The sequence below is a fragment of the Saccharopolyspora tripterygii genome (assembly GCF_054778355.1).
Window position 1 is genome coordinate 24,653 of the sequence record NZ_BAAGZP010000011.1, and the last position, 13,927, is coordinate 38,579.

Annotated in this window: 12 protein-coding genes; 8 read left to right on the forward strand and 4 right to left on the reverse strand. The window is 69.9% G+C overall.

Annotated features, from left to right (window positions below; all coding sequences use genetic code 11):
* Positions 1-11 precede the first annotated feature (11 nt).
* Positions 12-794 carry an IclR family transcriptional regulator gene (locus ACYVF3_RS10210; RefSeq protein ID WP_461153969.1) on the forward strand — a complete coding sequence of 261 codons (783 nt, stop codon included), beginning with the start codon at positions 12-14 and terminating at the stop codon, positions 792-794.
* A 320-nt stretch (positions 795-1,114) separates the two neighbouring features.
* On the opposite strand, the gene ACYVF3_RS10215 is transcribed toward ACYVF3_RS10210, so the two are convergent.
* Together ACYVF3_RS10215 and ACYVF3_RS10220 are read right to left on the reverse strand one after the other, a co-directional pair.
* Positions 1,115-2,119 carry a pirin family protein gene (locus tag ACYVF3_RS10215; protein WP_461153970.1) on the reverse strand — a complete coding sequence of 335 codons (1,005 nt, stop codon included), beginning with the start codon at positions 2,117-2,119 and terminating at the stop codon, positions 1,115-1,117.
* Positions 2,116-2,601 carry a MarR family winged helix-turn-helix transcriptional regulator gene (locus ACYVF3_RS10220; protein WP_461153971.1) on the reverse strand — a complete coding sequence of 162 codons (486 nt, stop codon included), beginning with the start codon at positions 2,599-2,601 and terminating at the stop codon, positions 2,116-2,118. The genes ACYVF3_RS10215 and ACYVF3_RS10220 overlap by 4 nt, the downstream gene beginning before the upstream one ends.
* Before the next feature lie 429 nt (positions 2,602-3,030).
* On the opposite strand from ACYVF3_RS10220, the gene ACYVF3_RS10225 reads away from it, so the two are divergent.
* Both ACYVF3_RS10225 and ACYVF3_RS10230 read left to right on the forward strand, forming a co-directional pair.
* Positions 3,031-3,495 carry a VOC family protein gene (locus ACYVF3_RS10225; RefSeq protein WP_461153972.1) on the forward strand — a complete coding sequence of 155 codons (465 nt, stop codon included), beginning with the start codon at positions 3,031-3,033 and terminating at the stop codon, positions 3,493-3,495.
* A 352-nt stretch (positions 3,496-3,847) separates the two neighbouring features.
* Positions 3,848-4,435, forward strand: coding sequence for a hypothetical protein (locus tag ACYVF3_RS10230; RefSeq protein ID WP_461153973.1), 588 nt, complete (start codon positions 3,848-3,850; stop codon positions 4,433-4,435).
* Between the two features lie 13 nt (positions 4,436-4,448).
* On the opposite strand, the gene ACYVF3_RS10235 is transcribed toward ACYVF3_RS10230, so the two are convergent.
* Positions 4,449-5,336, reverse strand: coding sequence for a LysR family transcriptional regulator (locus ACYVF3_RS10235; protein ID WP_461153974.1), 888 nt, complete (start codon positions 5,334-5,336; stop codon positions 4,449-4,451).
* 82 nt (positions 5,337-5,418) lie between these two features.
* Here ACYVF3_RS10235 and gabT point away from each other — a divergent pair, with 82 nt between their 5' ends.
* The 5 genes from gabT to ACYVF3_RS10260 all read left to right on the forward strand — a co-directional run bounded on the left by gabT (position 5,419) and on the right by ACYVF3_RS10260 (position 10,719).
* A complete protein-coding gene (gene gabT / locus ACYVF3_RS10240; protein WP_461153975.1) occupies positions 5,419-6,750 on the forward strand; it encodes a 4-aminobutyrate--2-oxoglutarate transaminase in 1,332 nt (443 codons plus the stop codon).
* Positions 6,751-6,829: 79 nt separating this feature from the next.
* Positions 6,830-8,227 carry an NAD-dependent succinate-semialdehyde dehydrogenase gene (locus tag ACYVF3_RS10245; RefSeq protein WP_461153976.1) on the forward strand — a complete coding sequence of 466 codons (1,398 nt, stop codon included), beginning with the start codon at positions 6,830-6,832 and terminating at the stop codon, positions 8,225-8,227.
* A gap of 88 nt (positions 8,228-8,315) precedes the next feature.
* Positions 8,316-8,501, forward strand: coding sequence for a hypothetical protein (locus ACYVF3_RS10250; RefSeq protein WP_461153977.1), 186 nt, complete (start codon positions 8,316-8,318; stop codon positions 8,499-8,501).
* 248 nt (positions 8,502-8,749) lie between these two features.
* Complete coding sequence (locus tag ACYVF3_RS10255; RefSeq protein WP_461153978.1) at positions 8,750-10,039, forward strand: hypothetical protein; 1,290 nt, start codon at positions 8,750-8,752, stop codon at positions 10,037-10,039.
* Between the two features lie 86 nt (positions 10,040-10,125).
* Positions 10,126-10,719: a TetR/AcrR family transcriptional regulator gene (locus ACYVF3_RS10260; protein WP_461153979.1), complete on the forward strand. Its 594-nt coding sequence runs from the start codon at positions 10,126-10,128 to the stop codon at positions 10,717-10,719.
* A 33-nt stretch (positions 10,720-10,752) separates the two neighbouring features.
* Here ACYVF3_RS10260 and ACYVF3_RS10265 read toward each other — a convergent pair whose 3' ends face one another.
* Complete coding sequence (locus tag ACYVF3_RS10265) at positions 10,753-13,923, reverse strand: carboxyl transferase domain-containing protein (protein ID WP_461153980.1); 3,171 nt, start codon at positions 13,921-13,923, stop codon at positions 10,753-10,755.
* Between the last annotated feature and the right edge of the window lie 4 nt (positions 13,924-13,927).

Consider the following 13,927-nt stretch of genomic DNA (forward strand, 5'->3'; position numbering starts at 1 on the left):
AGGATGCGCTCATGGGCGCCCACTCGAACGACCACCTGGTCGGCCGCGTCGGCTCCGTGCTCCGCGCGCTGTCGGCCACCAACGAGGCGGGGGCGGCCACCACCGACCTCGCCCGCGCCACCGACCTCCCCCGGCCGACCGTGCACCGGTTGCTCAGCTCGCTGGCGGAGGAGGGATTCGTCGACCGCGACCGGCGCACCGGCCGGTGGTTCCTGGGACCCGAGCTCTACCTGCTGGGCCAGACGGCGGGCACCCGCTACGACGTCACCCACCACGCCCGCGCGAGCGTGAACCGACTGTCCGCGAAAACCGGTGAGAGCGCGTTCTTCTCGGCTTTGCGCGGGGCGGAAACGGTGTGCTTGCTCCGCGAGGACGGCGACTTCCCGATCCGGTCGTTCGTGCTCTACGAAGGGGCCCGGTTCCCGCTGGGAGTCGTCTCAGCAGGACTGGTCATCCTCGCCCTCCTCGATGACGTCGAGGTCGACGCCTACCTCGACGCCACCGATCTCACCGAGCGCTGGGGACCGACCCACTCCCCCGAGGCCGTGCGGACCCGCATCGCCCAGACCCGCCGCGACGGCTACTCCGTCAACCCCGGCCTGGTGGTCGAGGGGAGCTGGGGCATGGCCGCCGCCGTGTTCGACCGCGCAGGGAAACCGGCGTGGGCCCTGACGCTCACCGGCATCGAGACCCGCTTCCGCCCCGAGCGCCAACCCGAGCTCGGCGCCCTGCTCCTGCACGAAGCCCACACCCTCGGACGCACCCTCACCAGCAACGACGGCGGTCGGGCCTAGAACCGGCCGCGCCTCAGTGCTCGCTGCGCGTGCGGCGAGAGCCGCGGAGGGGATGACGCGAGAGGATGGAAACCCGGTTCAACGCGCTGATGGTGATCGCAGTCTTACGGGTCGCTGCAGAATCGCCTTGCTTGGCGGTGCGGGTAGCGGAACCTCACACGCCGCCTGGACTCCGTGCGCCACTCCTTTTGTATGCCAATACACGGCGTCGCGGCGTACTCGCCAGACGACGTGTGAGAACCCGCGGCGGTGCCGGCTGAGTCCCACACCTGAAGCAACGGCTCCGCCGCATCCTGAAACGACTCCTTCCTCAACAGCCCCTAGTGGTGCGGGCGGTAACGCCCCTTGGCCTTCAGCCGGGCGTTCGGCAGCACGGGCGCGGGCAACGCGGCGCCTTCGTAGCCGGACACGGGACCGAAGCGCCGGTCGGGGAGGTCGGTGTCGCGCTCGCTCTCCCAGGCGGCCCGGGCGGTCACGATGTCGTCGTGGCTGCGGCCGACGAAATTCCACCACATCACCAGGTCCTCCTGGAACGGCTCGCCGCCCAGGAGCAGCGCCCGGCCTTCGGACTCGGCGGAGAGCCCGACCTCGCTGCGGCCCTGCCCCAGGTAGAGCATGGCGCCGACCGGGACCTCCACGTCCTCGACGCTGATGCCCGGGGACAGCGCGAGGATCGCGTGCTCGAAGTCCGCCCGGAGCGGCACCGCGATCCGCCCGCCGGCGACGACGTCCAGGCTCGCGCCGACCAGCGGCGAATAGGTCGTGGCCGGCGACACCGCCCCGTCCACGCTGCCGACGAGCACGGTGATGCCGCCCTGGTCGAGCTCGTGCCGCGGCAGCTCGGAGTGGAACTCGAAAGCCGGTGCGACCTCCCGCACTCCCTCGGGCAGCGCGACCCACAGCTGCGCCCCGTAGAGGTTCGACGAGTGCTCTGGCGGCGACTGCTCGGAATGCGCGATGCCGTGTCCCGCCGTCATCAGCGGGAGATCACCGGGACGCACCATCTGGCGGCTCCCGACGCTGTCCTGGTGCCACACCTCGCCGTCGACCAGCCAGGTCACCGTCTGCAGCCCGATGTGCGGGTGCGGCGGGACCTGCATCCCCTCCTGGCCGGTGATGTCGGTCGGCCCGTAGGAGTCGACGAAGCACCACGCCCCCACCATTCGCCGGTCCCTGTTGGGCAGCGCACGCCGCACCAGCATCGCCCGCGGCCCGCCCAGCGGGACCTCGCGCGGGAGCAGGAGCTCCGCGTTCGGTTCGGTCGCGATCGGCTCCCCGGCGGTGCACATCGACCGCTCGGCCGGCTCGTTCTCGACATTGCTCATCCAAGTTCCTCTCCCCCCGTTCCCGGCCTGCCGGTGTCGTGCAGGCGGGCTCCCAACCGCGTGAACACGTCCGCGACCACCTGCAACTCGTGTTCCCCGAGATCGTCGGTGAACAAACGCCGCACCGTCTGGATGTGGTGGCGGTCCGCTTCGCGCAGCGCCACCAGCCCGGAGGCGGTCAACACCGCGTGGTGGACCCGCCGGTCGTCCGGCGCGCACTGGCGCAGCACCCAGCCCCGCCGTTCCAGCACCTTGATCTGGTAGGTCAACCGGCTCGGCGAGAAGACCATGCGCGAAGCCAGCTCCCCCATCCGCAGCCGGTGCGACTCGCTCTCCGAGAGCACCAGCAGCAGGTGGAAGTCCAGCAGGCTCATCCCCGACGACGCTCGCAGGTCCTCGTCGAGCCGCGTCTCCAGCAGCACGCTCGACTCGATGTAGGGCCGCCACGCTCTGCGCTGCCGCGACGTCTCCCAGGCTTCCACCCGATCGACCTTACCAGTTATTTCAAATCTTGAAATAACTCTCGACGACCGGGCACGAACCATCCCGAGGTGCGTGGAGGTGACCGATCCCTCTCCACCTTCCTGAACCCCGTGGGTGGGAGAAGTTTTCATGAAAACTTCCCCCACCCCCCACACATCCCGAGGAGGGGTCGCCGCAGAACCGATCCAGGTCCTCGCCCTGCGGACAACCCCTCACACGCCATGACCCTCGTACGAACATCGAATTACCCTGCCCTGAAGCGATTTTCATCTCTGTCACGATCACTCTTCCGGAATGATCGGCTTTTCCGCGCAACGACTTCCGCGGACGCGCGGATCAGAGGCGGACCCTGCGTGGGCCGAGTAGATTTCGCAGTGACCCCCGAGGCCGCCGGCGCGGGGGCGCATCGCTCGAACCAGGGGGGAACCATGAGCGAGGTTCAACCAATCCCAGGCGATTTCCCGCGGGTCACCACCTACTTGTGCGTCGACGACGCCGGTTCCGCGATCGACTTCTACTGCCGGGTGCTCGGCGCGACCGAGCGCATGCGAATGCCCATGCAGAACGGCAAGATCGCGCACGCCGAGATCGCGATCGGCGATGCGGTGATCATGCTCGCCGATGAAGCACCCGAGATGGGCGCCCGCAGCCCGAAGACGATCGGCGGGACGCCGGTGGTGCTCTACGTGTACGTCGAGGACGTCGACGACGTGTTCCGGGCGGCCATCCAGGCCGGGTCGACGGAGCTGAGCGGGGTCGAGGACAAGTTCTACGGCGACAGCAGCGGCGAGTTCGAAGACCCCTTCGGTCACCGCTGGAGCATCGCCACCCACGTCGAGGACGTGTCCGAGGAGGAGATGTCCCGGCGCATGGCCCAAGCCATGAGCGGCTGAGCCGCCCCTCGGCGGGTTCTTCATCGAAACCCGGATGGACCGGGCTCCGCATGAAGGACTTTCGGGCCTGATGAGCGTTCATTGCGACATTCGGGTACGAGATGGTCGCCAACGGAGCCACTTTCGTCGTACGCGGAGTGCGCATCCGGTCCATGAGTGGAACTCTGTTGATGACCTACTCGACGGCTCCACGACCGGCGACGACGGTCCCGCCGCGTGAGCGGGGCCCGCCGCAGTCCTGCGCCGCTCACCGGTACCCGCCCGTTCACGAGAAATGCGCGGGCAGATCCGGTTCCGGTCGACGGCGCACCTAGAGGTCGGTCAGCGGAGTCGATCCTCCTGAGGAGCAGCAATGAAGTCCATTCCGCTGTGGGTGGCCGTGCCGGTGACCGTCGCCATCGCCATGCCGTTCGGCCTGTGGCTGGGCGCCTGGTCGCTGCCGTTGTGGCTGGCGTTCATCGTGTGGGCCGAGTACTTCGCGCTGGGCGCGAAGCCGACCGTGCTCCGCATCGTGGTCCCGTCCTTCCTCAGCGGCGTCGTCAGCGCCGCGATCGCACTGATCTTCTCGCTTCTCGTCGGAATCGCCCTGGGTGACGCCATGCTCGTCGCGAGCGGCGACCTGGCGTTCATCATCGGCCTTCCGGTGGCCCTGCTGCCGATCATCTACGCGATGCAGTTCCTGCCGTTCGCGCAGGACACCGGGACGCTCCCCTTCTTCAACGGGCTGTCGATGGGACTGGCCACGTTCTTCATCGGGATCTACACGAACTTCGGCGGCCTGGCTTTGCCGACCGAAAGCGTGTGGCTGCCGCTGATCACCTCGGTGCCCGCGGTCCTGGGCGGACTGCTCGGCGCGTTCCTCGGGTGGTTCAACGTCGCCATCATGACTCCCTTCCGACGTCCGGAAGCGCAGTCGGCCGAAACGATCGCCAAGGCCTGACCCCGCGGCGGGGTCAGGGCGCGTCCGGGACGACGTCGGCGCCGTAGCGGGCGCCGCAGAACGTCCTCAGGCGCTCGGCTATGCCGGCGAGCGCGGGGGCGGCGTGGTGCTCTAGCGCCCAGGTGGCGTGCAGCTTGATCCGCAGCGGGCCGCGGTCGCTGTCGATCCGCAACCCGCGGAGGTCGAATCGCGGGTCGTCGGTCACGATGGCGACACCGCGACCCGCTGCGGCCAGCGCCTGCGCGACCTGGGCGTTACCGCATTCCAGCAGGTCCGGCTCCGCGAGCCCGTCGGCCTCCAGGCACTCCTGCAGGATCTGCCTGGGGCGGAACGAGGCGTCGAGAACCACGAGACGCTCACCGGCCAGCTCGTCCAGCCCGACCGAAGTGCGCTCCGCCCAGCCGTGACCTGCCGGGACGTAGGCCCACAGCGGCAGCACCGCCAGCGGTAGCGATCCCCACCCGGCTCGGGGCTGGTGGGTCGTGATGGCGAGGTCCGCTCCTTCGCGCAGCGCTTCCGTGCCCGACCGCTCGACGACCGTCGGCAAGGGGTCGTCCGGCCCGAAGGTCGCCAGGAACGGGGCGATCACGTCGGTGAGCGTGGTGGTGGGAGCTGCGATGGTCACGTGCACGAGATGACCGGCGGCGAACGCTTCGGCCGCCGACACCGCCTCGTCGGCGCGCCGCAGCACGTCGCGCGCGACGGGCAGGAACTGGACTCCAGCGGCGGTGAGTTCGAGCTGGTTGCCGCGGCGGTCGAACAGCCCGAGCCGCAGCTGCTGCTCCAGCTGGCGGATCTGCCGGGACAGCGCCGGCTGGGTCACGTGCACGACCTCGGCAGCAGCGCTGACCGAGCCGTGCTCCGCGACCGCGACGAAATAGCGCAGCGTGCGCAGCTCCATGCCTGACAGTATGCCTCATGGGCATGGGTCCTGATCAGAACAGGCATTGGACGGCATGGCTTTCTCGTCCAACGATGGAGGCATGACTTCCCCGAGCCCCGTCCCCCAGCGTCGCCAGCTGGCGACGGAGATCCCCGGCCCCCGGTCGAAGGCGCTCATGGCGCGCAAGCACGATGCCGTCTCCGGTGGCGTGAGCACGGTGATGCCCGTGTTCGCGACGCGCGCGAGCGGTGGCGTCATCGAGGACGTCGACGGCAACTCGCTGATCGACTTCGCGTCCGGGATCGCCGTCACCACGGTCGGTTCGAGCGCGCCCCGGGTCGTCGACGCGGTGCGCGACCAGGTGGAGGCCTTCACGCACACCTGCTTCATGGTCACGCCCTACGAGGGCTACGTGGAGGTCGCCGAGAACCTCAACCGGATGACCCCGGGGACGCACGAGAAGCGGTCCGTGCTGTTCAACTCCGGGGCGGAAGCGGTCGAGAACGCGGTCAAGATCGCCCGCGCGAGCACCGGACGGCAGGCGGTGGTCGCCTTCGACCACGCCTACCACGGGCGGACCAACCTCACGATGTCGCTCACCGCGAAGTCGATGCCCTACAAGCACGGTTTCGGCCCGTTCGCGCCCGAGGTGTACCGGGCACCCGGGTCCTACCCGTACCGCGACGACCTCGACGGTCCGACGGCCGCCCGGCGGGCGATCGAGATGATCGAGAAGCAGGTCGGCGACCCGGCCGCCGTGGTGATCGAGCCGATCCAGGGCGAGGGCGGCTTCATCACGCCCGCCGAGGGATTCCTGCCCGCCTTGGCCGACTGGTGCCGCGAGCGCGGTGTCGTGTTCATCGCCGACGAGGTGCAGACCGGATTCGCCCGCACCGGCGCGATGTTCGCGAGCGAGCACGAGGGCGTCGTGCCCGATCTCGTGGTCACCGCGAAGGGCATCGCCGACGGTCTGCCGCTGTCGGCGGTCACCGGCCGCGCCGAGATCATGGACGCCTCCCACGCCGGTGGGCTGGGCGGCACCTACGGCGGCAACCCGCTCGCCTGCGCAGCCGCGCTCGCCACCATCGAGACGATCGAGGAAGGCGGTCTCGTCGACCGGGCCCAGCACGTCGAGCGGGTTCTCACGAGCCGACTGCTGCGGTTGCAGGACGAGGACAAGCGGATCGGCGACGTGCGCGGCCGAGGCGCGATGATCGCCGTCGAGCTGGTGCGCGGCGGGACCCGCGAGCCGGACGCCGATCTCGCGCGAGCGGTCGCCGCGGCGGCCCACTCCCGAGGTGTCGTCCTGCTGACCTGCGGCACCTTCGGCAACGTCGTCCGGCTGCTGCCGCCGCTGTCGATCAGCGACGACCTGCTGCAGGACGGGCTCGACGTCTTCGCCGACGCCCTCGCCGACATCGCCGGTTCCTGACCCCGGCCACCGAACCAGCCCGTCACACCGAAACCCTTTCAGGACGGGGACTTCGGGTGCATCGAGAAGAGGACTTCGCATGACCGCAGGTCAATTCACCGTGGAGGACCCCGCGACCGGGCGCGCGCTCGCCACCGTCGCCGACGGGGGCCGGGCCGAAGCCACCGCCGCCGTCGACGCTGCCGCCGCCACAGCGCACGACTGGGCGCGCACCCCGGCGCGGCAGCGCGCGGACAAGCTGCACCGCGCGTTCGAGCTGATGCTGCGCGACCAGGACCGGCTCGCCGCCCTCATCGCGTCGGAGAACGGCAAGTCCGCGTCCGACGCGCGGGCCGAGATCTCCTACGCCGCCGAGTTCTTCCGGTGGTACGCCGAGGAATCCGTGCGCTCGTCGGGGAACTACGGCCCGTCCCCCGCCGGCGGCACCCGAACCGTCGTCTCCGAACGGCCGGTCGGCATCGCCGCGCTGATCACGCCGTGGAACTTCCCCGCCGCGATGGTCACCCGCAAGATCGGCCCGGCGCTGGCAGCCGGGTGCACGGTCGTGCTCAAACCCGCTGCCGAGACACCGCTGACGGCTCTGGCGATCGTGCGCCTGCTCGCCGAGGCGGGCGTGCCCGAGGGCGTGGTCAACACCGTAACCACCACCGACGCCGCAGCGGTGGCCACCACCTGGCTCGACGACGCCCGGGTCCGCAAGATCTCCTTCACCGGGTCCACCCCGGTGGGGCGCGCGCTGCTGCGGCAGGCCGCCGACCGGGTGGTGAACGCGTCGATGGAGCTCGGCGGCAACGCGCCGTTCGTGGTGACCCGGGACGCCGACCTCGACGCCGCCGTCGACGGCGCGATGCTCGCGAAGTTCCGCAACGGCGGTCAGGCGTGCACGGCGGCCGACCGCTTCTACGTGCACGCCGACGTCGCCGAGGACTTCGCGGCCCGGCTGGGCAAGCACGTGGAGCAGCTGCGCGTCGGCCCCTCCAGCTGCGCCGACAACGAGATCGGCCCGCTCATCAGCGCGAAAGCCGTCGACGGCGTCACCGCACTGGTCGACTCCGCGATCGCCTCAGGCGCGCGCGTGGTGGCGCGCGCGGAAGCACCGGCCGGGGACGAGGGGCACTTCTTCGCCCCGGTGGTCCTGACCGACGTGCCCGCCGACGCCGACGTCGTCCAGCAAGAGGTCTTCGGACCGGTCGCCGCGGTGGTCACCTGGCAAGAGGAGGACGAGCTGCTGCGCATGGTCAACGACTCCGAGATGGGCCTGGCGGCCTACGTCTACGCAGGCGACCTGCAGCACGCGATGCGGCTCGGCGAGAGCATCGACGCCGGGATGGTCGGCATCAACCGCGGCCTCATCTCCGACCCCGCCGCGCCGTTCGGCGGCGTCAAGCAGAGCGGGCTCGGCCGGGAGGGCGCTCGCGAAGGACTCCACGAGTTCACCGAGATCCAGTACCTCAGCGTCGCCTGGCCGGAGTCCTGATCAGCGGGATCGCCACTTCGCCCGGCCGTTCCCAGGTCGGTTAGCCTCCTGTGGTGCCGGTCCGGTCGGTCGAGTGAGGGGGCCCGGTTTGCAGGTCGGCGATCTGCTCAACACCACCGAGCTCGCCCTGCAGGTGCGGGTGCGGGGAGACCTGGACCGGCCGATCCGGTGGGTTCACACCATCGAGGTCCGCGCCCCCGGCAGGTTCCTGCGCGGCGGCGAGGTCGTCCTGTCGAGGCTGAACCCACGGGGAAGGCCACTCCCAAAGGAGTAATGATCACTTCATGAGGGCGAACCGAGCCAGTTACGTGCATGCCTAGTCGCACCTCGTGCCTCTTCGCGAGTGCGGACCTTCACCGACCAGCGCGAGGTTCGTCGGCCCAGCCCCCTGGACGGAGGTTCACGACCGTGCCCAACGCGTTTCCGCCCACGCCGCGCAAGTGGTGACCTCCGCCCCTGGTCGGGCCGCATCTCCGGCGCTGCAATGGGACGGCGTCACCGAACGAGGGGAGATGATCAACCGTGGCGAGCTTCAACGAGGCCGCCGGGACCGAGGGGCTCGCAGAACTCGCGGACTTCCCGCTGGTCGAAGCGCTCTTCGGTCGGCGATCGCGGCGCTTCGCCCGGGGTGACGAGATCCCCGACGGCCCGCTCGCCTACCGCTCCCGGCAGGAGCCTCTCCCTCTCACGGAGCTCGAACGGATGCTCGTGCTGAGCGGGATGGGCGGGACGACGGGCTGGCACCACTCGATCACCCGGCACGCCCGCTACGCGCCGCACGTTTCGAACTACGCCGGCGGTGCGGCCGGCCGCACCTTCCCGTCCGCGGCCGGGTTTCACACCGCCGAGCTGTTCTGCACCGACGACTCGGGGGTGTACTTCTTCCCCACCCGCGACGCCGGAGCGCTCGTCGACCCTGCGGTCGAGGAGGTCACGCCCGAGCTGATGGTGCAGCGCCACGGCGAGCGCTTGCACCGGCTCTCGACCGGACGGCTTCACCTGCCCGCCGCGGAACCGCACGTCGAGGGCCACAACACGTGGTGCGTCAACGTTCCCGGTTCGCTGTTGGTCATCCCGGTGGCGGACCTGGCTCAGCACCTGCTCGCCGTGCTGTGCTTCTTCGCCCAGAACGGCTACGCGATCTACGACGACGTCCACGACCGCGCGATCCCCGGGTTGGCGGACTTCGACGCCCTGGTCAACGTGGAGGAGCCCTTCCCGCTGACCTTCACCGAGCAGTACGCGCTCACCGAGGCGACCGCGGAGCTGGCGACCGCGTGCTACGCGGGAGTGCTGACGCTGCAGGCGATGGGACTCGGCGGCTGGATGTTCGACGGCATCGACCGGTTCTCGATGCTCGGCGCATCGGGAGATCCCGACGTGCCCGGACTCGGCTTCCGCTACGACCAGGACGACCGGTGGCCCGTTCCCAACCCGACCGGCCTGGAGGGGGTCTTCGAGGCGTTCTGCCCACCTCACTACCGCGACATGGGAGCAGCGGTGGAGGCCTTCGCCGATCGCAAGTTCGGTCCGGGCGGCCCGTTCCACGCCGACACGCCGGGCGCCTGGACTGACAGCCCCGGGTTCCGCGGCAGCGCATTGGTCCACGACGACGCGTTCAAGGCCTGCGTCGCGCTCCAGGCCCAGTACGTCTTCGACGTGTTCGGGAAGTTCCCCGGGACCGTGCCGACGGTGTTCATCCTCAACTACGTCCAAGCCCACCACCTCGACCTGGACTTCTACGACCACTTCTTCAAACCCGGCGCCTACCTGCGCACCCACGCCACCCACATGCAGAAGTGGCACGGGTGAAGGCGCTCAGACGCCGCATCCGCGCCTCACGCCCTCCAGTGCTACTTTACAGTCCTGTAAATCGCCTGCGATTCTCAGAGGTGGTCATGCGCGGCATCGGCGGGAGGTCGCTTCCGGAGGCCGAGAAGCGCGGCTTGCTGCTCGACTCCGCCGAGCGGACCTTCTGCAGGCTCGGCTTCGCCCGCGCGAGCGTGGGAGCCCTCGCCGACGACGCGGGGGTGACACGCCCGACCGTCTACTCCTACTTCGCCTCCAAGGACGACGTCTTCCGCGCCTTGGCGGAGCGGGTGCGCGACGAGATCCTCGCGGTCCAGGAGCAGAACGACACGACGTCCCCGCGGGAGACCGGGCGAGCCGGCATCATCGGTTACCTGGATGTGTACGTGCGCCACCGCGGGATCATCACCGTGATCGAGCACCAAGCACTCTCCGATCCGAAGATGCGGACGCTGGAAGCGGAGATCCACGAGAAGCCGACGCGCAGGCACGCGCAGTTCCTCTCGCGCCTCGAATCCCGCGACGAGGCCTCGCTCGCCGTCCCCGCCCCGGCGCTGGCCGAGATGGTGACCGGGATCGTGATGCGCTTCGCCGACCTCGCCGCGGCCGACCCGCGGCAACTCCCGGAACTGAAGCGAGAACTCGTCACGGCCTACGAGCGGCTCACCGGCGTGCGGTCCTGACCGCGAGCCGGAGGTCGATCGGATGCCCGGAAGTCACCAGGTGTCCACGAACTTCGGACGCGCAGGCGCTTCCCGCTCCCCCGTCGCCAACAACGTGCGCACCAGGTGCGCGCGGGTCTCGGCGGGATCGATCACATCGTCGATCTCGAAGGCCGCGGCGGTCGAAAGCGCCTTGCCTCGCTCGTAGGCTTCCGCGACGAGCTGCTCGTACCGCGCGTTGCGCTCCTCGGGGTCATCGATCGCGTTGAGCTCGTTGCGATACCCCAGCCGCACACCACCTTCCAAACCCATGCCGCCGAACTCGCCGGTCGGCCAGGCCACTGTGGACACCGGAACGCGAAGCGACCCACCGCACATCGCCATCGCCCCCAAGCCGTAGCCCTTGCGCGTGACCACGGCGCAGATCGGTACGCCGAGGTTCGCGCCCGCGACGAACATCCTGCTGAACTTCCGGACGGTGGCGCTCTTCTCGGAGTCCGGGCCGACCATGAAGCCCGGTGTGTCGCACAGCGATACCACCGGCAGCCCGTAGGAGTCGCACAGCTGCAGGAACCGCGCCGCCTTCTCCGACGCGTCGTGGTCGATCGCGCCGCCCAGGTGCCCCGGACTGTTCGCGATGACGCCGACCGGCTTCCCCTCGATCCGCGCCAGGGCCGTGACGATGCCGACACCGAACCGCGAGCGCAGTTCGAGCACGCTGTCGTGATCGGCCAGCGCGTCCACCACGCGACGCATGTCGTACGCGCGCACGCGGTTCTCCGGGACCACGTGCCGCAGCACCCGCTGGTCCTCCGCCTCCCACTGCTCGACGGCCCCCTGGACGTAGCCCAGGTACCTGCGCGCGCACGCCACGGCCTCCGCGTCGTCGCCGACCAGGACGTCGACGACCCCGTTCGCCGTCTGCACCGACATCGGGCCGATCTCGTGCGGCTGGTGCACGCCCAGCCCACCACCTTCGATCATCGCCGGTCCGCCCATGCCCAGCGACGCGTCCTCGGTCGCGATGATCACGTCGCAGCACCCCGCGAGCGCCGCGTTTCCCGCGAAGCACCTGCCGGATACCACCGCCACCAGCGGGACCGTTCCGGACAGCTTCGCCAGCAGGTGGAACGCCGGTTCGTCCAGCCCCGCCACCTTGGTGGTGTCGGTGTCGCCCGGGCGACCACCGCCGCCTTCCGCGAAGATCACCACCGGCATGCGCTCCCGCTCGGCGAGCTCGAACATGCGGTCCTTCTTGCGGTGGTTCTCCATGCCCTGCGTACCGGCGAGCACCGTGTAGTCGTAGGACATCACCACGCACCGCCGGCCGTTGATCGCCCCGGTGCCCGCTACCAGACCGTCCGCCGGGGTGTTCTCGATCAGGTCGTCCACGGACCGTCGGCGGCGCTGCGCGGCGATCATCAGAGCGCCGTACTCGGCGAAGCTGCCCGGATCGCACAGGTCCTCGATGTTCTCCCGAGCCGTGCGCCGGCCGATCTTCCGCCGCTTGTGCACCGCCTCAGGCCGTGCCTCGTCCAGCCCGATGCGGTGCCGTTCGATCGATTCCACGAGGTCGGGGCGGATCTCGTCGAGGTCGACCTCGTGCTCACCGGCGTCGCTCCGCTCATCGGCACCGGTGTCGCGAACGGCAGCGATCACCGCTCCCGCCTGCACGGTCTGACCGACCGAGACGGTGATCTCCTGGACGTCGACCTGCCTGCCCGGGCTGATCACGTGCTCCATCTTCATCGCTTCGAGCACGAGGACCGGCTCGGCCGCACCGACCCGCTGCCCCGGCGCGGCGCAGATCTCCACGACCGTCCCGCTCATCGCGGCCGTGACCGTCGACGCGTCCGCCGCCTCGCCGACGGACTGCTCGTCCACGAGCTCCGGCAGGCGCTCGTCGACGAAACCGGTGTGGACAGCGCCGGCGAGGAAGTCCGGATGTTGCAGGATCTCGCGCAGCAGTGGGATGTTCGTCGGTGGACCGTCCAGGTCGAACTCCGCTAGCGCGAGACCCGCGCGCGAGGCCACCGCCTCGAACGTCCCGGGTCCCGTCGTGATCACCTTCGCCAGCAGCGAATCGAAACGCGGATTCCCGGGATAGCCTGCGTAGCCGTGGGTGTCGACGCGGATGCCACGACCGGACGGCGGCTGGAATCGCGTCCGCGGACCGCAGCTGGGCGACACGTGCCCATCCGGGTGCACGATCTCCGCGTTCACCCGAACCTCGATCGCCGTGCGGGACGGTGTGGGAGCGTTCCCGATTCCCAGCGAGGCCAGGGTCTCGCCCGCTGCGATGCGCAGCTGAGCCGCCACGACGTCCACTCCCGTCGTCTCCTCGGTGACCGGGTGCTCGACCTGCAACCGCGGGTTCACCTCCAGGAAGACGACTTCTCCGGTATCGGCGTCGACGAGGAACTCCACGGTCCCCGCGTTGTCGTAGGAGGCCGAGCGCGCCAGCCGGGTGGCAGCCTCCAGCACAGCGGCGCGGGCCGCGTCCCCGATCCAGGGGCTCGGTGCGATTTCGATGATCTTCTGCCTGCGGCGCTGGATGCTGCAATCCCGTTCGCCGAGGTGCACCACCGCGCCGGTGCGATCACCGAGGATCTGAACCTCCACGTGCCACGCGCGCGGCAGTAGGCGCTCGGCGATGATGTTCCCGGTCCCGCCTGCCGATCGCGCTTCGGACGCGCAGCGCTCGTAGGCCTCGTCCACTTCGGACGCTTGGTGGACCGGGCGGATTCCGCGGCCACCGCCGCCGTCAACGGCCTTGAGCATCATCGGCCCGTGGTCGTTGAAGAACTCGCGTGCCTGCGCAGGACCGACCGGGCCGTCGCTGCCCGCCAGGGTCGGCACCCCGGCCTCGCGGGCGCACCGGCGCGCGGCGTCCTTGTCGCCGAACAGATCCAGCAGTTCGGGGCGCGGCCCGACGAAGGTGATCCCCGCTTCGGCACATCGGCGCGCGAGCTCCGGGTTCTCGCTGGCGAAACCGTAACCGGGATGCAGGGCGTCGCACCCGGTGCTCGTCGCGGCGTCCACGAGGGCGTCGACATCGGCGTAGGAAGCGACCTCCACCGCGGCATCCGCACGGCGCATGTGCGCGCAGTCGACGTCATCGGCGGTGTGCACCGCGACGGTGTCGATGGACAGCGCGCGCCCTCCGTCCATGATGCGCAGCGCGATCTCGCCCCGGTTGGCCACCAGGACCCGGGTCATGACCATGCGT

Excerpts from the sequence above, each read along its gene's own strand:
- ACYVF3_RS10215 (WP_461153970.1), bottom strand. The coding sequence starts at position 2,119 with ATGAGCAATGTCGAGAACGAGCCGGCCGAGCGGTCGATGTGCACCGCC.
- gabT (WP_461153975.1), top strand. The coding sequence starts at position 5,419 with ATGACTTCCCCGAGCCCCGTCCCCCAGCGTCGCCAGCTGGCGACGGAG.
- ACYVF3_RS10210 (WP_461153969.1), top strand. The coding sequence starts at position 12 with ATGGGCGCCCACTCGAACGACCACCTGGTCGGCCGCGTCGGCTCCGTG.
- ACYVF3_RS10225 (WP_461153972.1), top strand. The coding sequence starts at position 3,031 with ATGAGCGAGGTTCAACCAATCCCAGGCGATTTCCCGCGGGTCACCACC.
- ACYVF3_RS10245 (WP_461153976.1), top strand. The coding sequence starts at position 6,830 with ATGACCGCAGGTCAATTCACCGTGGAGGACCCCGCGACCGGGCGCGCG.
- ACYVF3_RS10235 (WP_461153974.1), bottom strand. The coding sequence starts at position 5,336 with ATGGAGCTGCGCACGCTGCGCTATTTCGTCGCGGTCGCGGAGCACGGC.
- ACYVF3_RS10265 (WP_461153980.1), bottom strand. The coding sequence starts at position 13,923 with ATGGTCATGACCCGGGTCCTGGTGGCCAACCGGGGCGAGATCGCGCTG.
- ACYVF3_RS10260 (WP_461153979.1), top strand. The coding sequence starts at position 10,126 with ATGCGCGGCATCGGCGGGAGGTCGCTTCCGGAGGCCGAGAAGCGCGGC.
- ACYVF3_RS10230 (WP_461153973.1), top strand. The coding sequence starts at position 3,848 with ATGAAGTCCATTCCGCTGTGGGTGGCCGTGCCGGTGACCGTCGCCATC.